A 25,619-nucleotide genomic window follows, 5' to 3' on the forward strand; every position below is an offset into this window, starting at 1 on the left:
TTGCATATTTTACTCTTCACACTGCCTAAGTTCTTTTATGATGCTTGTGAAATTCTCAGAAGGAGCGTTTTCTCATGATTTTTCTTTTATGTAGTAGTAACAGGTTGTGCATACGAACAAACCGGCAAGCACAGTAATCATAAGGGGCGTCATCACTTCATCACCTGCCTGCTGTCTATCGGTTCCTGCCTGAAAATGCCCATGAATTTGCGGCGGTCCATCCAAAGCAGGATAAGACACATAACCATTAATATCGTGCTAAGATCCTGCACGCCAATGTCAAAACAATAGTTAATCAAGACGATGTTCACAATAATGGGCATAAAAATAACCGCCCCTAATGCAGCCGTTCGCGGAATCAGTAATAAAACAGCTGCCAGGATTTCACCAAAACCTATAAACAGTTCATAGACATGAGAATAACCGAAAAATGTCCACGCGATCGTAAACCCCTTCCCGGCAGCCGCCTCGATTTCAGGCGTCACCTCGCCAAACTGGCCAATTACCACTTTCGCCAGACCGTACACGAAAAAATTAAAGGCTAAAAACAATCGGAACGTCGCGGGAATCGACTTGCGTACCGCTTTCCTCAGCCTGCCGCCTTTCTTCATCATACATCCCCCTCAGTGTATTATTTGATATAGTACACTTAATACAGTATATAGTATTCTAATTAATGTCAATTCCCTTTTCAGCTCATATGAATAGCTTCTTTTATAGATACAAAGTCTTATATCGTAAAAAATGCCATTCTCCTTTCTTTCCGTCCCTCGATAACATTCCTTAAAAACCATGTCAGGAAATCTTACATGAAAATGTTTTATCATTCTTTTTTCTCTATAATGAAGAAATATAATAATTGCTTTTTATTCTGAAAGATACGGAGGAATGAGACATGCAAATGGGCGATACAGTTTTTATGTTCTTTTGCGCTTTACTCGTGTGGCTGATGACCCCGGGATTAGCGTTATTTTATGGAGGAATGGTAAAGAGCAAAAATGTGCTGAGCACTGCCATGCACAGTTTCTCTTCCATTGCCATCGTTTCCATCGTTTGGGTGCTGTTCGGATATACACTTGCCTTCGCACCAGGCAATTCAATCATCGGCGGGCTGGAGTGGGCCGGCCTCAAAGGGGTCGGATTTGATCCGGGAGATTACAGCGATACCATCCCCCACTCGTTATTTATGATGTTCCAAATGACGTTTGCCGTTCTGACTACAGCGATTATTTCCGGGGCCTTCGCAGAGCGGATGCGATTCGGCGCTTTTCTTTTATTCTCGGTTTTATGGGCCTCTTTGGTTTACACACCCGTAGCGCACTGGGTATGGGGCGGCGGCTGGATCGGCCAGCTTGGAGCGCTCGATTTTGCTGGCGGCAATGTTGTTCATATTTCCTCCGGTGTGGCAGGACTTGTTCTTGCCATTGTGCTCGGCAAACGGAAAGACGGTACAGCGTCTTCTCCGCATAACCTCATTTACACCTTCTTAGGAGGAGCTTTGATTTGGTTCGGCTGGTTCGGCTTTAACGTCGGCAGCGCTTTGACTTTAGATGGTGTAGCCATGTACGCGTTCATCAACACAAACACCGCGGCTGCAGCCGGGATCGCCGGCTGGATCTTAGTAGAATGGATCATTAACAAAAAACCGACAATGCTCGGAGCGGTATCTGGGGCAATCGCCGGGCTTGTCGCCATTACGCCGGCTGCCGGATTTGTCACACCGTTCGCTTCCATTATTATCGGCATCATCGGCGGAGCTGTTTGTTTCTGGGGAGTATTCTCGCTTAAAAAGAAATTCGGATACGACGACGCGCTTGACGCCTTTGGCCTGCACGGGATCGGCGGCACATGGGGCGGAATCGCAACAGGATTATTCGCAACAACCTCTGTTAACTCAGCGGGCGCAGATGGGTTATTTTACGGTGATGCAAGCTTAATCTGGAAACAAATCGTCGCCATCGCCGCCACTTATGTTTTTGTATTTATTGTCACTTTCGTTATTATTAAATTTGTAAGCCTCTTCCTTCCCCTTCGCGCAACTGAAGAAGAAGAGTCACTTGGGCTTGACTTAACGATGCACGGGGAAAAAGCATATCAAGATTCTATGTGAGGAGTGACGCTATGAGCGGTCAAATGTTCAAGGTAGAAATTGTAACGCGTCCGGCAAATTTTGAAAAGCTGAAGCAGGAACTCGGAAAAATCGGAGTGACCTCTCTGACTTTCTCCAATGTACACGGCTGCGGCCTTCAAAAAGCACATACGGAGCTCTATCGAGGGGTAAAAATAGAAAGCAATGTATACGAGCGTTTAAAAATAGAAATCGTGGTCAGCAAGGTTCCTGTTGATCAAGTGACAGAGACCGCTAAAAGGGTGCTGAAAACGGGATCACCGGGTGACGGTAAAATATTTGTCTATGAAATCAGCAATACGATCAACATCCGCACAGGCGAAGAAGGACCTGAAGCACTTTAATATCGGTACGAGATTCGGACACTCCGGATCTCTTTTTTTGTGCACAGAATCCCCCCAGAAACCGCGATTCCTCTTCGAATTCTCTTCAAGCGCCGTTATTTCAGACAATCTCTATTTTTATTTGAAACTTTTCATGAGTAAGATTAGTCTACTAAATATAAAAATGTAAAAGGTGATTATTTGAACTACGAAATTTTTAAAGCAATCCATGGACTATCTCATCACAATTCAGTTCTCGATTCCATTATGGTCTTCATCACGGAATATGCCATTGTCGCCTATGCCCTTATCCTATTGGCAATCTGGCTGTTTGGGAACACACAAAGCAGAAAACATGTGCTATACGCAGGCATCACAGGAATTGCAGGCCTTGTGATCAACTATTTGATTACGCTTGTTTATTTCGAACCGCGCCCGTTCGTTGCGCATACAGTGCATACACTGATTCCGCATGCTGCGGATGCTTCATTTCCAAGTGACCATACGACAGGTGCATTAGCGATTTCTATTGCGATGCTTTTCAGAAACCGCAAAATCGGCTGGCCGCTTGTCATTTTTGGGCTATTGACAGGCTTTTCGAGAATTTGGGTGGGACATCACTATCCGGTAGATGTATTGGGCAGCCTCGTTGTCGCCATCATTATCGGGTTCCTTTTCTTTAGATTTTCAGATCTGCTTCGCCCGTTCGTCGATTTGATCGTGAGGATCTATGAAGCCATCATCAATAAACTGACAAAAAAACCAACCGATCAAAATTTCTAAGAAAGACAAAAGCCGGCGTCTGAAATCAAGACAGCCGGCTTTAATATTTCTCATACATCTCTTGTTTTCTTCGCTTCGCCAACACATATAAACCATAAAACAACCCAATTCCAACAGCATCGATGAGCACATCCCGAATACAACCATTCCTGCTGAAGAAGAGCTGAAGAACTTCTGTGAAAAAAGCAAACGCAAATGAGCCGGCTGCAGCTGATCTTATGCTGCCCCGCTGTATCCACAGCAAATATGTCAGCACAAAGAAGGAAAACGCGTGTCCGATTTTTTGAATAAACGCTTCAGGTACAGTAAGCTCAGTAAAATCCATAACTAAAAATTGAGACAGATCAGGGTGCGGCTGAAAATGAAAAGCCACCGTTTGCGATACGACCATGCCGCTGAAGCTTTCCGTACAGACAGAAAGCAGGATAAAAAAGATCCAGCCTGCGAGCAATAGGCGGTTCATGACATAACCTCCTTTATAACGTACGTATTTACATGTAACTACATAGACGGTAAAACAAAGCAAAAAGTAACAGAAAAAAACGCCCATCACAAGGATAGACGTTTTCTTCATTAAGACTGTTCAGTGTCTTCTGTTGTGCTGCTTTCTTTGGAACCAGATTTGTCAGTTGAATCATCCTTTTTCTCACCGGATTTTTCTTCTGTTCCTTTTTCAGTTGATCCGTCCTTTTTCTCGGAAGATTGCTGAATGGATTCTTCTGTTTCTTGGGTGGCAGCTTTTTCTTCAGCAGCTGCTGCTTTTTCAATAGAAGAAACTGGTTTGTCCATAAAGTTTAACGGATTCATTGCGACCCCATCTTTACGGATTTCAAAGTGCACGTGGTTTCCGCTGTCTTCACTGTAAAGGTTCTTGCCAGATTTTCCGATCACTTGATTTTGTTTTATTTTGTCACCTTGCTCAACGCTTACTTCGGAAAGAGATTGATACACAGTCGATAAACCGTCGGCATGTTCTACTTCCACAACATATCCCAGCACTGGATCTTTTTCAGCTTTAACAACCGTACCGCTCAGAGAAGCAGAGACATCGAAATCTTTTCCGTCTTTCTCAGCTAAGTCAATTCCTTTGCTTAGGCTGTACGTGTTATTATAGGTAACGAGTGCTGCTTCTTTCTCTTCTTTTGCGGCATCGGTTTCATAGAACTTTTTCACAACAGAAACGTTTTCAGAATCAACAACCGGCATTGCGACATTTTCCATTGACTTTCCTACTTCAACTGCATCGTCGTTGTTGTCATATGCGGAGTTTCCGCCGTTATCAGCCAACTGATCCTTTACCTCATCATTTGATACTGATTGATACCAAAGGACAGCTGTTAAAATGACGGCCGCACTGACTAAGTAAATTGCAGGGAACACCCAGCGTTTACGAAAAAACTGCTGAAGTTTTTTGACTTGAGAAGTTTTCTTTTCTTCCTCTCTCATTGTTTCATCACCTCAGCAACATTCTGAACACTTTTCTGAAAATATATACAACCTATCCAAAAAAACTTTTTTAGATGTAGTTTGCACAGACTGAACGAAAATATGTATTTTTTTGAGAGGAGTGCCAATAACGTATGAACATGACATTGCGCCTTGCTGAAAATAAAGATCTGGAGGCTGTTGTGGCGATTTATAATTCAACGATTGCTTCTCGAATGGTAACAGCCGATACCGAACCGGTAACTCCTGAAGACCGGATGGAATGGTTTTCGGGACATACAGAGTCACGTCCGCTCTATGTGGCCGAGGATGAAAACGGAAACGTCGCTGCCTGGATCAGCTTTGAAACATTTTATGGAAGGCCAGCCTATAATAAAACAGCGGAAGTCAGCATATACATTGACGAAGCATGCCGCGGCAAAGGTGTTGGATCATATTTGCTTCAAGAAGCGCTCCGCATTGCCCCGAATCTTGGCATCCGCTCACTTATGGCCTTCATTTTCGGGCATAATAAACCAAGCCTGAAGCTGTTTGAAAAGCACGGGTTTGCAGAATGGGGACTATTCCCCGGCATCGCCGAAATGGACGGGAAAAGATACGATTTAAAAATTTTAGGGAGAGAGCTTTCATGATTAGTCTGGATAAAGATGAAAACGAAATTGAAAATCATAATGAAGAAAATAGCCTTGTTGAACAGGAGACTGCACCTGTTGAACAGGAGACCCGCCAGCTGAGCGCCTCCGCTGTCAAGTCGCTATCCGACATTGCCAAGTGGGGCAAAATTTCTGGCATCTTGTTAATCATTATGGGATCGCTGGTCACTCTGACCGCCTTGATGACAGTGATTGGCGCCATCCCGGGCGTACTGCTCATTATTTCAGGCGTATTTTTGATGCGCTCAGCAAAAGCAGCCGCGGAAGCCGACGGAACTCTTACCGGCGCCGCGGGTGAAAGCATGCTTGAGAACTATGGAACGTTTATTAAAATGCAGCTGTTTTACGCAGCATCCAGTATCGCCATGGGACTGATTGGCATCATTTTGGCCATTTTCTTGCTGGTGATTATCGGCATAGCCGCTTATGAAAACACCGATACGTATGAAGATCCGGATTCCTATTATTATGAGGATGATCCGGTGTTTGAATAATGATGAGTCAGGACAGGGCATGAGTTCCATATAAACGGAACCATGCCTATTTTATTTGACTATTCAAAGCAGGCCGGCGTAAACACCAAATCCTGAAGCAAGCATACAATAGACATCTCTAGTAGAGGAAATCAACAAAGCAACGCTGTTACCCTGAAATGAATATCAAAAAAACGGATGAAGTCGGAATCAATCCGAAACCGCACTTTTTATTTCGGGTATCTGCATGCAAAAAAACACACCCGGATCGTCTGGAAAATCTCAACAATCCGGGTGCAGCTCTTCTTTAATACATTTTTTTGCGTCTGTCTTCCTCAGTCAAAAATTCAACAAAACTCCGCATCGCAAAAGGCTCTTCCTTTATTTGTCGTGCGTAGGAGCTTTTCCGCTCTTCTGAAAGGATTTCGCTCTTTTTGATCCTGTTCAGCATATAGATGTGAACCGTTTTTTGGATTTGTTTATGCTGATAGCCTGCCTCTTTAAAAAATGCGAGCCCGAGCGCCGCCAAAAGGGCGAATATGCCTGCGCTGATCAGGGACTCCCTGTCAGCTGAAGCATGAAATAGAAAAGCAGCTAAATTAAAGAGAGAGAATGCAGCAAGCGGAATAGCAAGAAAACGGTAAATGACGGTTTTTTTCATGAAAGGCTGTACGGCCTTTTGAATTTTTTGCATTTCTGTTTTGATGAACCCCGGCATTTGTTCGACTCTGTAAAAGTTCATGTAATCCTCCCCCTTTATTTGATGTTTCAAGCTTCACGAACGTTATCATATGTGTTTATTTTAACGCAGGTGCAAGCTGGTTTTAAAGAAATCTGCCCGTATTTTTCACGAAGAATCTGGATCGCCGCTCTTTATTCTTTTAAAATGTGAGTGTTATAATTTGTAATGGGAATCAGATCACTGTTATTCATGGAATACTAATGGCAATCTTCTTGATAAATATGAATGAGCGGGGTTACAAAGTGAGTATTTCTTCCATCCTTTTATCACTTTTTTTCATTTTAAATATTCTTTTGGCCATCATTGTCATCTTCAAAGAACGGCGCGATGCCAGTGCATCTTGGGCGTGGCTGCTTGTTCTTTTCTTTATTCCCGTTTTAGGCTTTATTTTATACTTATTATTCGGCCATAATCTCAGACGCAAGCATTTGTTTCAATGGGAAGACCGGAAAAAGATTGGAATTGAAAGGCTGCTGAAGCATCAGCTTGAAGATTTAGAAACCAAGCAATTCCAGTTTAACAACCGGGCAACCTTTGATAACAAAGATTTAATTTATATGCTGATTATGAATAACCATGCTGTGTTTACAGAGGATAATTCAGTTGACGTCATTACAGATGGACGGGATAAATTTCAGCGGCTGCTGAGTGACATTTCAAAGGCAAAGGATCATATCCATTTACAGTATTATATTTATAAAGGCGATGAATTAGGCAAAAAATTGCGGGACGCTCTCATCCAAAAGGCGAAAGAAGGTGTTCAGGTCAGAGTGCTTTATGATGAACTCGGGTCCAGAACGCTGAGAAAAAAGTTTTTTAAAGAGCTTCGCGAGGCTGGCGGGCATGTGGAGGTCTTTTTCCCGTCAAAGCTCAGGCCGATTAACCTGCGGCTGAATTACCGGAACCATCGAAAGCTTGTGATCATAGACGGTATGACCGGTTATGTCGGAGGCTTTAACGTCGGAGATGAGTATCTAGGGCTTAATCCAAAATTCGGTTATTGGCGGGATACGCATATCCGGCTGCAAGGAACGGCCGTGCACGCCATCCAAACACGGTTCATCCTTGACTGGAACCAAGCTTCTCATCACCATACGCTGACATATATTCCAAATCACTTTCCTGATTACGGCCCAAAAGGCAACGTCGGGATGCAGATTGTCACAAGCGGCCCTGATTCGGAATGGGAACAAATTAAAAATGGCTACATCAAAATGATTTCAAACGCCAAGCGTTCCATTTTGATACAAACACCTTATTTTATCCCAGATGCAAGCCTGCTGGATGCTTTAAGGATCGCTTGCCTTTCGGGCATTGACGTTAACATTATGATTCCGAACAAGCCCGATCACGCCTTTGTATACTGGGCGACACTTTCGTATATCGGCGATCTGCTGAAAGCCGGAGCCACTGTCTATATTTACGATAACGGCTTTATTCACGCGAAAACCATTGTGGTGGATGACGAAATCGCGTCAGTCGGCACAGCCAACATTGATGTCCGAAGCTTCAGGCTGAATTTTGAGGTTAATGCATTTATATACGATATCACCATTGCTAAAAAATTGGTTTCAACTTTTAAAGAAGATTTGCTAGTATCCAGAAAATTCACCTATGAGGAGTATCTGCAGCGCCCGTTGTGGATTCGAATAAAAGAATCCGTCTCGCGGCTGTTGTCGCCGATCTTATAAGATGCGCCAAAAACCCCCGGCCTTTACGGCCGGGGGTTTTCCTGATGGTCACAGTAAATGATGATTGCCTCCCGCAAAAAAGCGGCAAGACCTTCTCCATATTGATTGATTGAATCGGTAAATCGCTCGTCAGTGATATACACTTCCCCGAGTCCTCTGAAAATGTCGAGTGTGCAATCGTAATGATATTGGCAAATATGATCGCGAAATGCCCCCACAGCGGCCTGAACCTCTGCATCATCGGGCCCATGTTTCATTCGCGCCGCAATTCGTCTGTAAATCGAATCAAATTCAGCCATGATCGTGCGCCAATCATCTGCCGAGTATGCAGATGTCCTTTTCTCTGTTTCTTCTGCGATTTCCTTTCCATACAGCTTTCTGACTTCATCAGCGTATGTCTGCTGGTGCTCTTCAATGTCTTTCATGCTTAATCCGGCAAATAAATCCCTCTTATTCATCGTTTCCCCTCCATCAACGGACAAAAGCGTCCTGTCAATTGTTTGAATCATCACATCCATTCTTTGTTTTTTCTTCATCAATATCTCCTTTTGCGACTGAAGTGCCGCTTTCCGGTCAAAATTCGGATGATCCAGCATCTCTTTAATCTCATCCAGACGAAACCCGATTTCCTTGAAAAATAAAATCTGCTGCAGTCTTTCCAGGTCTGCGTCACTGTACAAACGATACCCAGCATCAGTAAGCGCTGAAGGATTCAGAAGCTCAATATTGTCATAGTGATGAAGCGTCCGAATGCTAACGCCTGATATCTCCGCCACTTGTTTAACTTGATATTTCATACATAACACCTCCTCTTTTTTATCGTAAACAATCACGCAACGTTAGGGTCAATCCCCAAAATGTTATTTTCTATATACAAAACTTCTCACAAATAGTGTATAAAAGAAAAGTGAGTATTTTTTTGTAAAGGGGAGCCAGTATACATGAATCCTGAAACAATGAACAAAACCCTCATCAGCATTTCGAAATGGGGAAAAGCTACAGGCATTTTATTTATTATTATGGGCGCAATTACCGCGCTTTCAGGCGCGTTCTTTTTTCTAATCGGTGCCGTGCCAGGCGTACTGCAAATTATTTCCGGTATCTTTTTGATGAGGTCAGCTAGGGAAGCAGGCCAAATGGCTGAACACAATAGCGGACAGTCTGAAGACTTAATGCTGGAGAATTACGCGAAATTCGTAAAGATGCAAGGGATTTATTTGATCGTAAGCATTGCTGTATCCATTCTTGCGATTATCGCCTTCTTCATCTTTTTAATGCTTGGGATTGCTGATGGCCTTTTCAGCGATACGTACAGCACTTATTAATGAGAAAAACCCGGAGCTGGCTCCGGGTTTTTTATTATTCCGCTTCGCTTACCACTGTGAAGCGTTCATTTTTGTGTTCGGGATGTTCAAGCTCGTCCAACACGGCAATGGCATAATCTGCATAGCTGATATAGCTGCCGCCTTTTGCATTTACGATGACATTGTCTTTTCCTTTTTGGTAAGAGCCAGTCCGTTTTCCTGCTGGATCAAAAAATGCCGCAGGACTGAGGAACGTCCAGGAAATGGAGTCTGTCTGCTGCAAATCTTTCAGGTTCTCGCCTTGATTTGATGCAGTTGGCAAATATTCTTTCGGAAATTCCGGCGTATCCATTAAACGGGTTGTTTTGGCTTCATCAACAAACAGGCTTCCCGCTCCGCCAACAACAAGCAATCTTGTGTGCTTCGCGTCCTTTAAAATGCTGATGAGTGCTCTTCCTGCTTCAACATGAAGATGTTCTTGGCCGGGTGCTGCTCCAAAAGCGTTTACGACCGCGTCGAAAGGCTTGATGTCTTCCGCAGTCAGTTCAAACACATCTTTTTCCAAAATCGCTACGTCCTGCTCCTGCACTTTTGAAGCGTTTCTGACGATGGCTGTCACTTCATGGCCTCTTTTTTTCGCTTCTTTCAAAATCTCGTTTCCCGCTTTCCCGCTTGCGCCTATAATACCAATTTTCATTTTTCATTTCCTCCTTATTTGTAACAATTTTAGTTACATGTTAGCGGTGAGAAGTCATCCCTTTTGATTAAAAGAGATGATTCATAACATCTTTTAATGACTTGCTCGCCAGTTCATTTTCCATCGCTCTTTGCACACTTTCAAACGTTTCATCCAGAGCGTTCTGAATTTTTTTCCCTACCGGACATTTCGGATTCGGGTTTTCATGAACCGCAAAGAGTTCTTCTTGCTTTTGGACAGCCCGGTACACTTCTAAAAGAGAAATATCAGCAGGATCTTTTTTAAGGCTTGCACCCGGCACCCCTGCGCGTGATGTGAGAATATCAGCTTTTTTCAGCAGGCTGATCATTCTTCGCACGACTACTGGATTCGTGTTGACACTGTCTGCAATGATTTCTGAAGATGTTTTTTCATCCATCGAGATGAGGGATAAAATATGAATGGCAACAGCAAGACGGCTGTTAATCATGTTTTTTCACCACCGTTGTAACTATAATAGTTACATTTGATTCGTTTGTCAACATCTAATATACACTAAATACACGGGTTTTGTGCACCGTTTTTAGTCAATAGAACGGCCGGATGCACTCCGGCCGCGTCTTATCAGAATAAGAAATATCTTTGTCCAAGTGGGACATAATCGACAGGCTGGCAAGACAATTCCTCCCCGTCAGCAAAGACCTGATAGGTTTTTGGATCAATCTCAATCTTCGGCAAAGCCGAATTCAGCTTCATATCCAGCTTGCTCAGCTTTCTGATATTTTTGACTGGAGAAATCCTTTTTTCCAGCCCTAAGCTTTCCGCCACACCACGCTCTATGCTTGCCTGAGACATAAATGTAATCGAGGTTGAGCGATTGGCTTTTCCGTAAGACGCATACATTTGGCGCATGAAAACCGGTTCAGGAGTCGGGATGGACGCGTTCGGATCTCCCATTTGCGCACGTGCAATCATGCCGCCCTTTAAGACCAGTTCCGGTTTTACGCCGAAAAATACCGGGTCCCACAGAACGAGATCAGCAAGCTTCCCTTTTTCCACCGAGCCGACTTCATGGCTGAGCCCGTGCGTAATTGCCGGATTAATCGTGTATTTTGCAATGTACCGTTTTGCGCGCACATTGTCATTTCCATTTTCGCCGGCAAGAGCGCCGCGCTGCTTTTTCATTTTATCGGCTACCTGCCATGTTCGGATGATCACTTCACCGACCCGCCCCATCGCTTGGGAATCCGATGATGTCATGCTGATCGCACCGATATCATGGAGAATATCCTCCGCGGCAATCGTCGCCGCCCTGATTCTGGAATGGCTGAACGCCACATCTTCAGGCACTTTCGCATCTAAATGGTGGCAGACCATCATCATGTCAAGATGCTCATCCATCGTATTAACGGTATAAGGAATGGTTGGCGTTGTAGATGACGGCAGAATGTTCGCGTAAGAGGCGAGCTTCATAATATCCGGGGCATGGCCGCCGCCTGCACCTTCAATGTGATAAGTATGAATGACCCGGTCCCCGATTGCGTCGAGCGTGTTTTCCAAAAAGCCCGCTTCGTTAATCGTATCGGTATGGATGGCAACTTGAATATCAGCCTCGTCCACGACTTCCATACACGTTTTAATGGCGCTTGGCGTCGTGCCCCAGTCTTCATGAAGCTTAAGGCCGATGGCGCCTGCTTCCACCTGCTCGATCAGCGGCGCTTTATCGGATGCATTCCCTTTCCCTAAGAAGCCGACATTGATCGGAAACTCCTCGGCCGCTTCCAGCATCCTTGCCATATACCACGCGCCGGATGTACATGTTGTCGCTTTGCTTCCTGTAGCGGGTCCTGTTCCGCCTCCCAAAAGGGTCGTCACACCTGAAGAAAGCGCAACTTCCATCTGCTGAGGACAAATAAAATGAATGTGCGTGTCCACTCCCCCGGCTGTTAAAATTTTGCCTTCACCGGAAATCACCTCTGTCCCCGCTCCGATGACCATGTGCGGATCGACTCCATCCATGATATCAGGATTTCCGCTTTTTCCGACACCGACAATCCGGCCGTCTTTCACACCGACATCCCCTTTGACAATGCCTGTGTAATCCAATAGCACGACGTTGGTGATAACTAAATCCAAAGCGCCGTCCTTCCCTGTGATTCTGCCATTTTGGCCCATGCCGTCGCGGATTGTTTTTCCGCCGCCAAAGATCATTTCTTCACCATATACTGTGAAATCCCTTTCGACTTCGATCCATAAATCCGTGTCGCCCAATCTGATTTTATCGCCCGTTGTCGGGCCAAACAGTTCCGCATATTCCTCCCGTGACATTTTCATCGGATTACACCCTCCATCCAGCCGGCTTGTTTTAAGTTGGCCAACGTTTTTTCTTTGCCGCGTTCATCGATAAACGTGTCGGCCATTCCGTTCAGCCCTCTAATTGTCTTGCGTCCTCTGATTTCCACTAGTGAGACCGTTTTCTGCTCTCCCGGCTCAAAACGGACCGACGTGCCTGATGGAACATCAAGACGCATGCCGATCGCCAGCTCACGGTCAAATAATAAAGCCCCGTTGGCCTCCGCAAAATGAAAATGCGAACCGACTTGAATGGAGCGTGATCCGGTGTTTTTTACCGTTACCTCCCGTATCTCACGGCCTTCATTAATCGTAATGGTTCCCTCAGCAATTTGAAATGCTCCCGGCTTCATGACTTCACCTCCGCAGAAATTGGCTGATGTACCGTAACAAGCTTTACTCCATCCGGAAATGTGGCCTCCACCTGAATGCTGTCAAGCATCTCAGGGACACCCTCCATCACATCTTTTTCCGTTAATACATGGCGGCCGGCTTCCATCAGCTCTGCTACTCCCTTCCCATCACGTGCGCCTTCCATAATAAAGCAGGTGATATAAGCAGCAGCCTCAGGATAGTTCAGCAGAACGCCCCGCGCCTTTCGCTGTTTGGCTAATTCCCCCGCTGCAAAAATGAGCAATTTCTCTTGTTCAACCGGTGTCAGTTTCATCTGTAGTCCTCCTTCTTTTGTCATATAAAGCAGATGCGGCTACTACGAATTTGCGGAACAGTCAGGCGGGACATCACCTCCCTTTCTTCGAGAATGGGGGTCATACGGTAAGATGCCTTTCAAAGCGGCATGCCGTTTCTTCATCAGTCTTGCCATGGTCAACAACCGTTCCCCTGTCGATCACGGAAAGATAGTCAGCACAGATTAACACGTTTTCCAGACTGCGCTCGACCAAGATAACAGAAATGTCTTTTTTTCTGGAAATTTCTATAATAACTTGTCTGACTAGTTCGACAATTAAAATCTGAATTCCTCCCAATTGTTCATTAAGTAAAATATTTTTCAGATTTACCATCAGCGCTCTGGCAATTGCAAGCTGCTGCTGTTGGCCGCCTTTTCGTTTTGAACAAACGTTTGATTAAAACAAATAGCCCCCCTGTTTAGCCGGAGTCGGCCTAATACAGCAACAATCTGCCCCGGGTGAATCTCTATGCTAAGGCTGTGCTAAACCATCGATTGATCATAACCAGACGTTACATTCCTGATGGCAGCCCGTTGTTTCGCTCCGCAACCGGAAGCATGGCATGGAAGCCAGTCTGAGGCGCCGCCCTCCACGATACCGAGAACCCGACTATTGCCATTAACTCCGTATCATGGACGGTCACTTCGCTGATCGCCACCGTTCCTCTTAACGAGTGAAGAATTCCAGCCTTCACTGAATCCCCGCTTGTGTCGATATCAACTGTTTTTTCGCACTCCCGTGGCTTCCGACACTTTCTTCGGTGCAGTACATTCCGTCATCAAAACCCCTTTGTTTGATTTCTTCAAATGATGTTATAAAAGTTTACAACTTATGTCATTATTATATAGAAGAGGCCTATTAATTCAAAGAATATTTAAAAAATTTAGTTACCTTGACCAAATCAGCTTCTATTTTTGTTATATTTATTCACATCAGAAAAAGCGAACAAAAAAAGACAAGAAACATTTCGTTTCCTGCCTCTTCCGTACGATTAATCTTTATCTGAAAATTTATCCTTGGCTTTCCCGATATCCTTTTGGATTTCGCCTTTCGCCTTATCTTTTTTGCCTTCAGCCTGCATGTCCGTTCTGTCAGCCATATCTCCGACTTTATCCTTCACTTCTCCTTTGGCTTTATTGAAGCCGCCCTTCATTTTGTCTTTTACACTATCGTTACCCATGTTAATTCTCCCCTCTCAATTATGTGTGTACTTGTTACCTTCCCGATCTGAGAGGCAATAAACATTCTAATGTTATTTATCGATTTCGTAGCGCTCTCCGTAACGGAGCACCTTGTATATCGCCAGCCCGTCTGATGACTTTTTCTCCGAATATCGGACCGGCAGCAGGGCAAAAAACACATAATACGTAGAAAAATAGACAAACTGATAGAAAAACACATTCGGCTTTAATACACTGTGTATAATCAGCAGATTGATTGCAAAAATCGTGATGAGGTTAAACAAGCAGCCCCCTGCATACACGAGTGCATTTGAGAATCGATTGTCAATTTTCAACTCCCCGTACCGGCAAAAAGAATCGATAAAATAAATCGTTCTGAACCGTATGGGTCCAATTTTAAGCAGCGTTTTTCCCATGCCTATATCCAACGATCCTTTTCCGCCAAAAATAAAAGCCATAAAGCTGTGCCCTGAAACATGTATAATCTGTACAAGCGGCAGAACAATGAGGAAAGACCACAGAAACTTCACCATATCATTAAAACCAAACATTGAATTCCCCCTCACGTGCAGATGCATCCCAAAACGGCTTTTGTTCAAAAAACAGTGCTGTAGCGATTTTTCCTGTTCTCCCCGGAAATAAACGTTCCGATGCTCCCCTTTTTTTGCATAAAAAAAAACCATCTGCCAGCAGATGGTTTTGCCTCATACTTCATATAAGCAATCGTTCCTTTGAATCATCTCTCTCATGCTGACCGCTTTTTCATAAAAATACACCGCTTCTTTATATTGTTCGCGATGACTGAAATAGGAGGCAGCATCTAAAGCAAATTCTTCAATATATACGTACAGGCCCTTTTCTTCCATATAATCAAATACTTCTTGAATCATATCCAAATTGACAGATTCCACATATAATGCCTGCAGAAATTTATATTTTGCCAGACTGAAGAAGTCGTTTCGATTTTGGGCAATGGCAATCCCTTTTTCATAGTACCGCATCGCGGCTTGGCTATCTTGTTTTTTGAAAAGAACGCGAGTCAGGCTGAAGAGCGCTTTTGGAAGCTGTTCCAGCTGATAATCCTCGAAGACAGGAAGCGCTTTTTCAAAGTATTCGGCGGCCTGATCCAGCTCCCCCTTGTCATCATAGCAATTCCCAATGTTATAAAGGGCTGATCCGATTAAACGGGGCTGTCCTTCCAATAAAGCAAGGCGATACGCGTCATCTAAATGTTCAAGCGCTTTTTCATAATTTCTGTAGTCAATGTAGTTTCCTGATATGACGAAATGGCATTGAATTCTTCTGACTCTGTAAAAATCGTGAGCCTTATACGTCTCCAGCGCCTGTACGGCGTGGTTCATGGAAAAGTGCGTCTGCTTCATAATATAAAAGACTTCCGCCACTTTAAAATGAAATTCCGCTCTTTCAATTTCATCTTCTACAAACGCAAGCATCTTCTCAGCTTTCCGATAAAAGGATATAGCCGAGATGTAATTGTTCTGTTCAAATTCGTACATTCCTCTAAACAAGTGAAAATAATACTCAGATAATCCGGAGATGCTGTCCTGATTGCTTTCCAGCGTTTTGATCAATTCACGATATTGAAGCTGAGATTCCTCGTGCAGGTCAGGCTTTACATAATCCAGCATAATTTGGTGCCGGTAGCTGATCAGCTGATAATACAGGAGAAGCAGCTGATCCTCTTCCATCTGTTCGATATCTAGATCAATTTCTTCTTTCAGCTTTACGGCATCAGCCACTTGAAATGCTAAAATGTGCTTATACCACTTATTGATTTTCACTCCTACTTGAGATGACGGGATCTCGTACGCGGCCATGCCCCTCCAACCCTTTCTAATTTTCTAATTGGTTATATTTTATCATAATGTATGGCTTTGGAATTAAATTTTCTTACAATGATTCCTTCTTTATGCCTATCCTTATATATTTCGGTTTTTATACGTATTTTTTGCACTCGGATTCTAATAAAAAAGCTTACCGGACAGTGCCGATAAGCTTTTGACTTCATATTACCCGCCAATATAAGACATTTCCACTTTCTTTTTGCCAGATGCTTTTGATAGCGTACGATCGACTGAATACTGATCGATCCGATTTTTCCATACTGTCCCGATCATTTCTGATAGTTCGTCATCACTTAATTCCTGGCGAACCGGAGCTCTGAGGTCAAATCCGCTTGAAGCGAATAAGCAGGTAAACAGCTCTCCTCTTGCAGAAAGACGGGCTCTGTTGCAAGATCCGCAGAACGCATCAGATACAGATGATATGACGCCGATTTCTCCGGAGCCGTCCAAGTAGCGGAATCTGGAAGCCACTTCGCCTATATAATTAGGCGCTATCGGCTCAACAGGCATGTGTTCATTGATCAAATCTATGATTTCCGCCTTTGTCATGACGTCTTTTTTTTCCCATTGGTTGGTGTTGCCTACGTCCATAAATTCAATGAATCTCAGGATATGCCCTTTTTCTTTAAAATAACGGGCCATAGGCAGTATATCTTTTTCATTGACGCCCTTTTGAACGACCATATTGATTTTAACACCGAGCCCCGCTTGCTTCGCCGCTTCAATGCCTTCCAGCACCTTGCTGACAGAAACACCGCGCCCGTTTATCTTCTTAAAACGCTCGTCTTCTAAAGAATCAAGGCTGATCGTAACCCTTTTCAGCCCAGCCTCCTTGAGCCTCTTAGCATAAACAGGCAGCAGTGATCCGTTTGTCGTCATCGCGATGTCACGAATACCCGGTATGCGGGCCAGTTTTTTGATTAACTCCGGCATATCCTTTCTCATGAGGGGCTCTCCGCCGGTCAAGCGGATTTTTTCAACGCCAAATCTTGTGACAAACAATGTCGCAAGCCGTTCCAGCTCCTCAAATGAAAGCAGCTCCTCTTTCTTTAAAAAAGGATAATCAGGGCCGAATAATTCGGCGGGCATACAGTACGTGCATCGGAAGTTGCAGCGGTCTGTAACAGAAATGCGAAGGTCTCTCAGCGGTCTGTTTCTTTTATCCAACATCTGACGCGACTCTGTAATCATAGCTACAGCCCCTTCCTACTCCCTGATTCTCTCAGGGTGTGTATATACATTAAATGATCCGTTTCTGACAAATCCAATCGCTGTGATATTCAATTCTTCAGCCATTTGAATCGCAAGCTCCGTCGGGGCCGATTTGGAAATGACAATCGACACGCCGATTTTGGCCGCTTTTAACAGGACCTCTGATGAGATTCTGCCGCTGAACACAATCAGTTTGTCGCGTACGGACATCCCGTTTAAAAGGCAGTGTCCGTATAGTTTATCAAGTGCGTTATGCCGACCGATATCTGTGCGCATCAACAGAAGCTTCTCTGTGTCGCAAAGCGCCGCATTATGGACGCCTCCCGTATCCTGAAACGTCCCGCTCCCTTGCTGCATGTCTTTCATAAGCGCCAGACATGCCTCAGGCGATATCTTGATTTGGCTGACAGCCGTCTTGGCTGTTTTGACATCCTGCTGAAAATAAAAATGACGGCCCTTTCCGCAGCATGAGCCGATCACCCGTTTCGTATAATCCTTTTGATCCAATGTCTCAGGGTGAACGAGGTCGACATATACAAAACCGAGACTTTCATCTATTGTAAACCTTTTAATTTCTTTTTTAAATCGTATAACACCCTCTGATGCGAGAAATCCGATGACAAGCTCTTCGATATGCTCAGGCGTACAAACGAGCGTCACAAATTCACTGCCATTCAGTATCACTGTCAAAGGGAATTCCGTCACCATCCGGTCTTCTACTTTGCTTATTTCCCCTTGTTCATAGCGCCATACATCCCTGACCGCAGTTACTTTATCGTTCAATGTCTCTTCCCCTCCGCAATGTTCCTGCCTTTATATTTTTTCACACTCCTCGGATTTTGTCGAATTCTGAGACACAAAAAGAGCCCTCTATATAAAGGGCTTTCACAGGATGTGATGACGGCGGTGTTTAGGCAGGGCGCCTAAGCATTTAGCCGCCATTCCTTTTACCAATGTGCATTGACAACGAACGCTGGGCTTGTCGACACGCTGAGAGCCCTCTATAGAAAGGACTCTATGGTTGATTATACTGATTCTTTTTCAGAACCGTAAACAGCACAATAGCTGCGATCAAGGTGAGAATGCTGACAAAAAAGAAGGCTGCCAGTTTTAGAAGAACACCAAGCAATATGAATGCAACGGTTGCTATAAGAAAAATCATTCCGAATAATTTCATATGTTCAACCCCTTTTTAGGGTATCATTCCCGCCCAAACTGTTTTTAAACCAATAAAAAAAGGCGCCTGGGGGAGCGCCTGATCTTTAGGTTCCTTACTCAGTAAATTTTTGTGCTTCTTTTTCCCAAGCCTGTTCGAACTCATCCGCACTGTTCGCTGAAATATATTCTCCGCCGCCAGCGACAGCTGCTTGTTTCATCTCTTCATTACCCTTGACATCAAAGTTGAAGCCAATGATGTTTACAATCGTATCCACATTTGATGCACGGAGCTTTTCGATTTCCGCCGCAGGGTCTCCGCCGCACGTTTCTTCACCGTCAGTGATTAAATACACCACGTTTTTCCCGTCTGCATCAAATGCTTCAAATTCTTTTCTTGTGTCTGCAAGTGCTTTGGCAATCGGTGTCCATCCAGTCGGCTTGAGCTCACTCAATGAATTGTCAAACAGAGACCCTTCATATGGATGAAGGCCGTAAATGGTTTCCGTCGTACTGCACGAAAGGGCTTTACCGGACAGTTTATTGTTCCCTGCATGCCCGAAAACGCGAAGCATAAGATTTGTATCCTTTGGAAGAAGTTCGGCAAAAGATTTTACTGATTTTTTGGCAATGTCTATTTTGCGCTCTCCTCCTGTTTTTTGAACCATGCTTCCGCTTCCGTCAAACAAAACAGCTACATTTGTATCAGCCTGTTTCTCAGCGGCAAAAGACGGGGAGGCAATGGAAACAGTCAACAATCCAATGATACCGGCAGCCAGCAATTTTTTCATATGATTACTTCCTTTCTTTTTCATATTTTCCAACTATATGTTGGATTCTTCTTTATGCTAGAATACGAAAATGCAAAAAGATATAGGACATGCTGCCTTTTGTGCTGCTTTCACGATCTGTCCAAAATCGCTTGAAATGCCGTTCATTTTTAGCCATTTCCGCCCAGAAAGCATAAACAGATTGTGTGATCATTCATTCTTTTTTCGCCTTAATTATGACAGAAAAACGGAAATCTGCTACTATGCTACAGGCAGACAGCTAATTAGTTTTGAAGTTTTTGTTACATACAAAAAGAGGCTGACCATCACCAGCCTCTTTTTTCTTATTTAGATAACATTAGTGATTGCTGAGTGAAAATTTTCTCAACATCTTTTTGGGTATAAGCCGGGAAGTATTCACCGCCGCCTACTTTCGCAATTGCGTTCAGCTGGCCTTTGTATCCCTCTTTATAATCAAAGCCGATCACATTAACAGTGATATTGTCTTTTTGCAGTTCCTTTGCTGTTTTAATCGGGTTTCCTCCGCACGTTTCCTCACCGTCTGTCAACAGATACACCACTTTTTCCCCTTTTGCATCAAGCTGGTCAAAAGAAGATTTCGCCTCGTTCAGCGCTTTGCCAATTGGCGTCCAGCCAGTCGGCCCAATTGTATTGAGAGAATTGAGGAAGCTTTGCTCGTTAAAGCTTTGGAAGCCGTATACGTTGCGAATGGCTTCACATGACTGAACTTTTCCGGAATTTTTATTGTTTCCTTCAGAGCCAAACACGCTCATTTTCACCTGAGTTCCTTCTGGCAATGAGCTCGCAAACTTTGAAATTTCTTTTTTGGCTGAATTAAATTTAGATACACCATCTATTCTTTTCGCCATACTTCCGCTGGCATCAAGCAAGACCGCCACGTTCGCCGGCGCTTTAGCCTCCGTTTCTGTCTTTTCAGCTGCAAAAGCAGGTGAAGTTAATCCAAAAAGCAATCCTGTCATCATGATCAGTGAAAATCTTTTCTTCATGTTCGTACCCCTTTACCAATTTGTTTCTGCGTGCAGATGTTCAACGCTGAACATAATCTATCGTAATCAACAAAAACCGAGAAATAAATAGGGCGGGCTTCCCCATTGCTGTTGTTTACTTTTGCATAGAAACCTATGTTTTTATTAGTGATTTCCACCTAACGCCCCTATGAAAAGAGAAGATTGTCCGCCTTTCGGCTTTCGTTATATGAGTCTGTCGAAGTCTGTCGACAAATGTGGATGACTTTACCACAATCTCAAAGCCTGAAATCAGGAAAAAAGGACTGATCCTTAAAGATGGTCAGAAGCTCCTCTAAACCGTTTCAGCTGCTCTTAGATAAAAGATATTCAGGAACAGAAAAAGACGCCCAATGAGCGTCTTTTTCTACTTTTTCGCCATATATTTATTCAAAAACGCATCTGCCTCAGAAATTTGTGTGCCTTGGTAATAGTACTTTACAATGTCATCAACCGTTTTGCCTTCTTTGGCCATAAAATTCGCTCCGTATTGGCTCATCCCAACACCGTGGCCAAATCCTCTCGTCGTGACTGTAATTGTGTCTCCATTTCGCTTCCATTCAAAATCGGCGGAGTTGAGACCCAGCTTTTCACGTATGTCTCTTCCTTTCAGCGTCTTGCCGTTAATGACGGCAGTTGCGACCTGGTGGCCCGGTGTCTCGCCGGTAATCTTCCCTACTGCGCTAGATCCATCCAGCTTGACGCCAAGCTTTTGCTGAAATTCTGCCACTGTAAAGGTTTTCGTTGCCTTATATTTCGGAGACTTTTTATCCCATGGGCTTTTGACGCTTTTTAAATATGGGATAGCACTTGTCCAATAAGCTTCTGCATTCTCTGTGTAGCCGTTGCTTGTGGAGAAAAAGGAGGCTTCAATCGGCTGGTTGTTGTACGTTAAGATTTTGCCTTGCGTACTGGCTACCGCAGCTGTGATTTTCTTCAGTTTTGTCTCATAGCTTGTGCCCCACTGTTTTTTCAGCTCCGCTTTGTTTTTATACACCTGGAACATCTGTGTATCATCCACCAGTGAGCCTTTAGGAGCCTCAACCGCTGAATTTGACACCATCAGTCTGACAATAAATGTTCTGGCGGCGAGGGCCTGGGCTTTCAGTGCTTCAGATTCAAAGGTTGCCGGCATTTCGGAGGCGACGACTCCAATCACATACTCTTCAAGCGGAATGTTTTCTACGGATTGATTTGCGGTTCGATAGACGGGAATAGAAACAGGTGATGCTTTCAATGTCTCTGCTCCTTTCGATGCTGGTTTCGTGCTGACTGCTGTCTTTTCTGATTCTACGCTGGCCCCCGCTTCCTTATTATGCTGGAATGGTATAACCAAGAGTGTGGGAACCAAGAGAATCAATGCACATAGTACGGATAGTGTGATTGCGAATTGTTTCATATTCAGCTGCCTCCTGCTCGGGATTCGACTCTAGTCTAGTCTATGGGCAGGGACAAGCTAATATGACTCTCGTTTTGGACAGAAACTTTATTTGTCATTTACGTATTCTTTTTTGCTATTTTGCGCATAATGATGATAATACACAAAAAATAAAAAACCAGTATGCCAGAGTGACATACTGATTTTCAAGTAAGTTTATGCATTTAAGTCAGAAACGACTTCTTTATTCTCTTGCTCAGAAGCAGACTCATCATTTACACGTTCGATGTCTGCGCCCAGAGCGGCAAGCTTCTGATGGAAATCAACGTAACCGCGGTCTAAGTGCTTCAATTCAGTAACACGTGTGTGACCTTCAGCCACTAACCCCGCAAGAATCAGCGCTGCACCTGCACGCAAATCAGTCGCTGCAACTTCAGCTCCCTGAAGCTGTACAGGACCGTTAATGATGACAGAACGTCCTTCAATCTTGATATCACCATTCATACGGCGGAATTCTTCCGCATGCATAAAACGGTTTTCAAAAACGGTTTCTGTAATCATGCTTGTGCCGCTTGCACGAAGCAGAAGCGCCATCATTTGTGACTGCATATCAGTCGGGAAGCCCGGGTGAGGCATTGTTTTGATGTCAATCGGTTTAAGTTCTTTCGGGCCGATGACACGCAGACCTTCACCTTCATCCTTAATTGTTACACCCATCTCTTCCATTTTTGCAATTAAAGAGGTGAGGTGCTCAGGAACCGCTCCTTTTACTAATACGTTTCCTTCAGTGATTGCAGCAGCAACCATAAATGTGCCCGCTTCAATACGGTCAGGAATAATATGGTGTTTTACGCCGTGAAGCTTTTCGACTCCTTCAATTTTGATGGTGCCGGTGCCAGCTCCGCGGATTTTTCCGCCCATGCCGTTGATATAGTTTGCTAAATCAACGATTTCGGGTTCTTTTGCCACGTTTTCCAGCGTTGTTGTTCCTTCAGCTAGAGCGGCTGCCATAATCAGGTTCTCTGTAGCTCCTACACTTGGGAAGTCCAGATAAATTTTTGCGCCTTGCAGTCTGCCTTTTACTTCAGCTTCAATGAAGCCATTACCGACTTTGATTTCTGCGCCCATTGCTTCAAAACCTTTTAAATGCTGATCAATCGGTCTGGAACCAATTGCGCATCCGCCCGGAAGTGCAACTCTTGCATGACCTGTACGCGCAAGAAGCGGCCCCATGACAAGCACAGACGCACGCATTTTACGAACATATTCAAAAGGTGCTTCAGTTTGCAAAGCGTATGAAGCATTTACAGTCACTTCATTATTTTCAAAATGCACATCTGCTCCTAAATGACGCAACACTTCGTTAATTGTATATACATCGGAGAGCGTAGGTACATCACAAATTACGCTTTTTTCTTCACTTGCTAATAAAGATGCAGCGATAACAGGTAAAACGGCATTTTTAGCGCCTTCAACTTTGACTGTGCCGTTTAACTTCTGACCGCCGCGGACGATGATTTTTTCCAAGGTATTCCCCTCCGCGTCCCTAAATTCTCTATATTAATATTCAGTCGTAACGATTGGTGTGCCAACCGTAACGGTATGTTTTCCGCCCATTCCTGCACTTCTAAGTGCAATTTGCAAATTCATTTTATGTTTCGAGGTCATAATGTACTCTTCCCACTCATCTGTAAACGCAGAAATAGAAACGAAATTTGGCTCAACTACATGTTCTACTGATCTTGCTTGAAATTCATTTAATAACTGATTTGCTTTTTTTTGCAAAACAATATTCATATTATCATCTAAGTGACCATTTAGACAAGTAAAAATAACTACTTTTTCTTGGAATATCCCAAGTGTCTCCCGTTCAAACTGTTCATATGTATCATTCCAGCTATCCGGTGTCTCTAGACTCATTTGCTCATATAATAAATACGAAGTTGGATTGTGTTTTTTGAGGGTTGTGACAAGCTGCAGTCTAAAAGAAGTACGATTTTTTTTGTCAGTATATGTGCCAATTGCCTTTATCATTTTATCTTCCCGTGCAATCACCCAATCATATTGACGATACTCTGATTTTAAACGTTGCACTTTTTGATAAAATTCTTTTTCGGTCAGTGACATGTTTTGTTTTGCATGCAATGTCCACTTATCTATTGACACATCTTGGCGTTCCATCCCCTCTGCCATTTGTGCTAACGGCGTTAATTCACTCGCATGGATGGTATGGAAAACAGCAATGACGAAGCTTAACATGACGGAAATGATAATAGCGTGGCTTACTTGTTTTTTCTTCATGTTCATCTCTCCCCCTTATCCCCAGTTTTACCGGAGGCAAGAGGCGCCATACGTAAAAATCTTCGTCAAAACTCGAGCTATTCGCCTCAACCCGCTTCTCCCAACCATTTAATAATGTTCAAAACCTATTAAAATAGATAGGGAAGCTGCTGTGAATAATTGAGGTAATCTAAAAAGAAATTGGCAACGGCCGTTCCAATGGCGATTGTCAGCAAAATCATCAGGAGTCTAGCCTGCACGACTTTGCCTTTTTTGATTAACGGATCTATATTGACGGCTTGCAACGCCCACCAAGTCACTGCTATAAAAATCAGGTGAACGACAATGCCGATTGCAGCCTGCTGTCCCAATACACTCATCTATTACACTCCTTTCTCTGCGTTCATACCCTTTCTTATTATATAAGAAGCACAGATAAAGATGATACATTTTATACAGAACGGAATAATCAGCCAAATCTAGGGCTAATCCCCGCTTAAAGTGCGATTCTTTTACATGGTATACTTTATTGGAAAGGAGCTGGCAAATGTGAATCATTCTTTTTTTCAGCCTGAAAAGCAATATGGTGAGGACCTGCCAATTTTTGATCAGGAATGGGAAGCAATTGCATTCTATTATGATTATAGACAGTCACAGATTGAAGAACTGAATGAATTGTGTCAGTTTTTTAACATTTCTCTTACCTATACGAGAGAAAGCCTTGAAGAGCTTGAAAACCTCTATTTTCAAAGTATACAAGAGCTTTTGCTTGCTGATTGGAATCTTCCTATTGAAGAATTCGAGAAAATGATCAGTGTTTATCTTATAGATTGCGTGATTGCCCGCCATGAAGATGCTGAATGGGTTGTAAAACCTTATCCCTATAAAGACGGCGCTTATACACTTGGCTTTAGAAGACATCGCAAATCGTGGCATACAATGAATGCCTGTGATGGTTTATACCTGCGTCCAAAAGAGGATCGCCCGCTGTTATCGCTGTTTGATTCTCTTGTGCGTTCATAAAAAAATCCTTCTCATAAAGAGAAGGATTTTTCTTATTTCCCTGCTACATCCAATCTGTTCAAAGCCCGCTGTAACGCAAGCTCAGCCCGACGAATGTCAGTATCATCTGATTGAGTATTCAAACGCTCCTGCGCCCGCTGGCGTGCAGCTTCAGCGCGCTCTTTATCGATGCCTTCTGCTGTCTCGGCAGCCTGGGCAAGGATGGTGACCTGATCAGGACGGACTTCTACAAAACCGCCGCTGACGGCAACCATTTCAGTCTGCCCGTCTTTTTTCAGACGGACAGCGCCGATTTTAAGAGGAGCCACGGTAGGAATATGGCCTGGCAAAATACCGAGATCGCCGCTTTCGGCTCTCACACTCACCATTTCGATATCCGCATCGTATACTGGGCCGTCGGGAGTAACGATATTGACTTTAACGGTCTTCATGCTTTTACCCTCCTAGGA

The 25,619-nt window shown here is 43.9% G+C and carries 33 protein-coding genes and 2 pseudogenes; 9 read left to right on the forward strand and 26 right to left on the reverse strand.

Features of this window, described 5'->3' with window-relative positions; all coding sequences use genetic code 11:
• Positions 1-152: 152 nt before the first annotated feature.
• Positions 153-614 (reverse strand): hypothetical protein, encoded by a 462-nt coding sequence (locus KXZ66_RS19245; protein WP_072175615.1) that lies wholly within the window; start codon positions 612-614, stop codon positions 153-155.
• Positions 615-895: 281 nt separating this feature from the next.
• On the opposite strand from KXZ66_RS19245, the gene amtB reads away from it, so the two are divergent.
• The 3 genes from amtB to bcrC all read left to right on the forward strand — a co-directional run bounded on the left by amtB (position 896) and on the right by bcrC (position 3,234).
• Entirely contained in the window at positions 896-2,110 is a 1,215-nt protein-coding gene (gene amtB, locus KXZ66_RS19250; protein WP_015251031.1) for an ammonium transporter AmtB, read from the forward strand.
• 11 nt (positions 2,111-2,121) lie between these two features.
• Complete coding sequence (locus tag KXZ66_RS19255; RefSeq protein WP_003221829.1) at positions 2,122-2,472, forward strand: P-II family nitrogen regulator; 351 nt, start codon at positions 2,122-2,124, stop codon at positions 2,470-2,472.
• 180 nt (positions 2,473-2,652) lie between these two features.
• Positions 2,653-3,234, forward strand: a complete 582-nt coding sequence (bcrC, locus tag KXZ66_RS19260) for an undecaprenyl-diphosphate phosphatase BcrC (RefSeq protein WP_015714854.1) — start codon at positions 2,653-2,655, stop codon at positions 3,232-3,234.
• 40 nt (positions 3,235-3,274) lie between these two features.
• Here bcrC and KXZ66_RS19265 read toward each other — a convergent pair whose 3' ends face one another.
• Positions 3,275-3,697 (reverse strand): VanZ family protein, encoded by a 423-nt coding sequence (locus tag KXZ66_RS19265; RefSeq protein WP_125121099.1) that lies wholly within the window; start codon positions 3,695-3,697, stop codon positions 3,275-3,277.
• Between the two features lie 110 nt (positions 3,698-3,807).
• Complete coding sequence (spoIIQ, locus tag KXZ66_RS19270) at positions 3,808-4,680, reverse strand: stage II sporulation protein SpoIIQ (protein ID WP_021480797.1); 873 nt, start codon at positions 4,678-4,680, stop codon at positions 3,808-3,810.
• A gap of 140 nt (positions 4,681-4,820) precedes the next feature.
• On the opposite strand from spoIIQ, the gene KXZ66_RS19275 reads away from it, so the two are divergent.
• From KXZ66_RS19275 to KXZ66_RS19285, 3 genes are all read left to right on the forward strand, one after another.
• On the forward strand, positions 4,821-5,312 hold the full coding sequence (locus KXZ66_RS19275; protein ID WP_080332563.1) for a GNAT family N-acetyltransferase: 492 nt from the start codon (positions 4,821-4,823) through the stop codon (positions 5,310-5,312).
• Positions 5,309-5,827 carry a DUF5362 family protein gene (locus tag KXZ66_RS19280; protein ID WP_041850429.1) on the forward strand — a complete coding sequence of 173 codons (519 nt, stop codon included), beginning with the start codon at positions 5,309-5,311 and terminating at the stop codon, positions 5,825-5,827. Before KXZ66_RS19275 ends, KXZ66_RS19280 begins: the two co-directional genes overlap by 4 nt.
• Positions 5,828-5,985: 158 nt before the next feature.
• Positions 5,986-6,117: a hypothetical protein gene (locus tag KXZ66_RS19285; protein WP_017696029.1), complete on the forward strand. Its 132-nt coding sequence runs from the start codon at positions 5,986-5,988 to the stop codon at positions 6,115-6,117.
• Here KXZ66_RS19285 and KXZ66_RS19290 read toward each other — a convergent pair.
• A complete protein-coding gene (locus tag KXZ66_RS19290) occupies positions 6,114-6,548 on the reverse strand; it encodes a DUF5392 family protein (RefSeq protein ID WP_003244359.1) in 435 nt (144 codons plus the stop codon). The two genes, KXZ66_RS19285 and KXZ66_RS19290, sit on opposite strands and share 4 nt — an antisense overlap.
• Before the next feature lie 242 nt (positions 6,549-6,790).
• Here KXZ66_RS19290 and cls point away from each other — a divergent pair, with 242 nt between their 5' ends.
• Positions 6,791-8,239 (forward strand): cardiolipin synthase, encoded by a 1,449-nt coding sequence (cls, locus tag KXZ66_RS19295; RefSeq protein ID WP_003243311.1) that lies wholly within the window; start codon positions 6,791-6,793, stop codon positions 8,237-8,239.
• Between the two features lie 23 nt (positions 8,240-8,262).
• Here the strand turns inward: cls and mta are convergent, their stop codons facing one another.
• Positions 8,263-9,036: a transcriptional activator Mta gene (gene mta, locus KXZ66_RS19300; RefSeq protein WP_041850428.1), complete on the reverse strand. Its 774-nt coding sequence runs from the start codon at positions 9,034-9,036 to the stop codon at positions 8,263-8,265.
• A 144-nt stretch (positions 9,037-9,180) separates the two neighbouring features.
• Between mta and KXZ66_RS19305 the strand changes: the two genes are divergently transcribed.
• Positions 9,181-9,564 carry a DUF5362 family protein gene (locus KXZ66_RS19305; RefSeq protein WP_003227738.1) on the forward strand — a complete coding sequence of 128 codons (384 nt, stop codon included), beginning with the start codon at positions 9,181-9,183 and terminating at the stop codon, positions 9,562-9,564.
• A 34-nt stretch (positions 9,565-9,598) separates the two neighbouring features.
• Here the strand turns inward: KXZ66_RS19305 and KXZ66_RS19310 are convergent, their stop codons facing one another.
• The 20 genes and pseudogenes from KXZ66_RS19310 to KXZ66_RS19405 form a co-directional block, all read right to left on the reverse strand.
• Complete coding sequence (locus KXZ66_RS19310; RefSeq protein ID WP_128747265.1) at positions 9,599-10,240, reverse strand: NAD(P)-dependent oxidoreductase; 642 nt, start codon at positions 10,238-10,240, stop codon at positions 9,599-9,601.
• A gap of 67 nt (positions 10,241-10,307) precedes the next feature.
• Entirely contained in the window at positions 10,308-10,709 is a 402-nt protein-coding gene (locus tag KXZ66_RS19315) for an Rrf2 family transcriptional regulator (protein WP_003227734.1), read from the reverse strand.
• A gap of 134 nt (positions 10,710-10,843) precedes the next feature.
• Entirely contained in the window at positions 10,844-12,553 is a 1,710-nt protein-coding gene (gene ureC / locus KXZ66_RS19320) for an urease subunit alpha (protein ID WP_021480801.1), read from the reverse strand.
• Entirely contained in the window at positions 12,550-12,924 is a 375-nt protein-coding gene (ureB, locus tag KXZ66_RS19325) for an urease subunit beta (protein WP_003227726.1), read from the reverse strand. Before ureB ends, ureC begins: the two co-directional genes overlap by 4 nt.
• Positions 12,921-13,238, reverse strand: coding sequence for an urease subunit gamma (gene ureA, locus KXZ66_RS19330; protein WP_003227724.1), 318 nt, complete (start codon positions 13,236-13,238; stop codon positions 12,921-12,923). Before ureA ends, ureB begins: the two co-directional genes overlap by 4 nt.
• 194 nt (positions 13,239-13,432) lie before the next feature.
• Positions 13,433-13,593, reverse strand: a pseudogene (locus KXZ66_RS19335) (hypothetical protein).
• 277 nt (positions 13,594-13,870) lie between these two features.
• Positions 13,871-14,039, reverse strand: a pseudogene (locus tag KXZ66_RS22775) (urea ABC transporter substrate-binding protein); the annotation flags it as partial.
• Between the two features lie 212 nt (positions 14,040-14,251).
• Entirely contained in the window at positions 14,252-14,440 is a 189-nt protein-coding gene (gene csbD / locus KXZ66_RS19345) for a stress response protein CsbD (RefSeq protein ID WP_003227718.1), read from the reverse strand.
• Between the two features lie 72 nt (positions 14,441-14,512).
• The gene (locus tag KXZ66_RS19350; protein ID WP_003244390.1) at positions 14,513-14,992 is read right to left on the reverse strand and encodes a hypothetical protein; all 480 of its coding nucleotides are present in this window, start codon (positions 14,990-14,992) and stop codon (positions 14,513-14,515) included.
• Positions 14,993-15,145: 153 nt separating this feature from the next.
• On the reverse strand, positions 15,146-16,279 hold the full coding sequence (gene rapB, locus KXZ66_RS19355; protein ID WP_163138405.1) for a response regulator aspartate phosphatase RapB: 1,134 nt from the start codon (positions 16,277-16,279) through the stop codon (positions 15,146-15,148).
• 192 nt (positions 16,280-16,471) lie between these two features.
• Positions 16,472-17,497, reverse strand: coding sequence for a GTP 3',8-cyclase MoaA (gene moaA / locus KXZ66_RS19360; RefSeq protein ID WP_015483814.1), 1,026 nt, complete (start codon positions 17,495-17,497; stop codon positions 16,472-16,474).
• Between the two features lie 15 nt (positions 17,498-17,512).
• On the reverse strand, positions 17,513-18,301 hold the full coding sequence (gene fdhD, locus KXZ66_RS19365) for a formate dehydrogenase accessory sulfurtransferase FdhD (RefSeq protein ID WP_032727044.1): 789 nt from the start codon (positions 18,299-18,301) through the stop codon (positions 17,513-17,515).
• Positions 18,302-18,533: 232 nt separating this feature from the next.
• Positions 18,534-18,695 (reverse strand): hypothetical protein, encoded by a 162-nt coding sequence (locus tag KXZ66_RS19370; RefSeq protein ID WP_014478245.1) that lies wholly within the window; start codon positions 18,693-18,695, stop codon positions 18,534-18,536.
• A gap of 94 nt (positions 18,696-18,789) precedes the next feature.
• Positions 18,790-19,464: a vWA domain-containing protein gene (locus KXZ66_RS19375; protein ID WP_003243553.1), complete on the reverse strand. Its 675-nt coding sequence runs from the start codon at positions 19,462-19,464 to the stop codon at positions 18,790-18,792.
• Between the two features lie 52 nt (positions 19,465-19,516).
• The gene (locus tag KXZ66_RS19380; RefSeq protein ID WP_014478246.1) at positions 19,517-19,657 is read right to left on the reverse strand and encodes a hypothetical protein; all 141 of its coding nucleotides are present in this window, start codon (positions 19,655-19,657) and stop codon (positions 19,517-19,519) included.
• Positions 19,658-19,787: 130 nt separating this feature from the next.
• Positions 19,788-20,471 carry a vWA domain-containing protein gene (locus KXZ66_RS19385; protein WP_103804179.1) on the reverse strand — a complete coding sequence of 228 codons (684 nt, stop codon included), beginning with the start codon at positions 20,469-20,471 and terminating at the stop codon, positions 19,788-19,790.
• 385 nt (positions 20,472-20,856) lie between these two features.
• Entirely contained in the window at positions 20,857-21,888 is a 1,032-nt protein-coding gene (spoIID, locus tag KXZ66_RS19390) for a stage II sporulation protein D (RefSeq protein ID WP_038829831.1), read from the reverse strand.
• Between the two features lie 195 nt (positions 21,889-22,083).
• Positions 22,084-23,394 carry a UDP-N-acetylglucosamine 1-carboxyvinyltransferase gene (gene murA, locus KXZ66_RS19395; RefSeq protein WP_003227695.1) on the reverse strand — a complete coding sequence of 437 codons (1,311 nt, stop codon included), beginning with the start codon at positions 23,392-23,394 and terminating at the stop codon, positions 22,084-22,086.
• Between the two features lie 33 nt (positions 23,395-23,427).
• Positions 23,428-24,168 carry a YwmB family TATA-box binding protein gene (locus KXZ66_RS19400; RefSeq protein WP_015483817.1) on the reverse strand — a complete coding sequence of 247 codons (741 nt, stop codon included), beginning with the start codon at positions 24,166-24,168 and terminating at the stop codon, positions 23,428-23,430.
• A gap of 128 nt (positions 24,169-24,296) precedes the next feature.
• Entirely contained in the window at positions 24,297-24,527 is a 231-nt protein-coding gene (locus KXZ66_RS19405) for a DUF1146 family protein (protein ID WP_003227691.1), read from the reverse strand.
• A 169-nt stretch (positions 24,528-24,696) separates the two neighbouring features.
• Here KXZ66_RS19405 and KXZ66_RS19410 point away from each other — a divergent pair, with 169 nt between their 5' ends.
• The gene (locus KXZ66_RS19410) at positions 24,697-25,170 is read left to right on the forward strand and encodes a hypothetical protein (RefSeq protein WP_003243900.1); all 474 of its coding nucleotides are present in this window, start codon (positions 24,697-24,699) and stop codon (positions 25,168-25,170) included.
• Positions 25,171-25,202: 32 nt separating this feature from the next.
• Here the strand turns inward: KXZ66_RS19410 and KXZ66_RS19415 are convergent, their stop codons facing one another.
• On the reverse strand, positions 25,203-25,601 hold the full coding sequence (locus KXZ66_RS19415; protein WP_021480810.1) for a F0F1 ATP synthase subunit epsilon: 399 nt from the start codon (positions 25,599-25,601) through the stop codon (positions 25,203-25,205).
• Positions 25,602-25,619 lie beyond the last annotated feature (18 nt).

Source organism: Bacillus sp. LJBS17, from assembly GCF_019334685.1.
Taxonomy (GTDB): Bacteria; Bacillota; Bacilli; order Bacillales; family Bacillaceae; genus Bacillus; species Bacillus subtilis.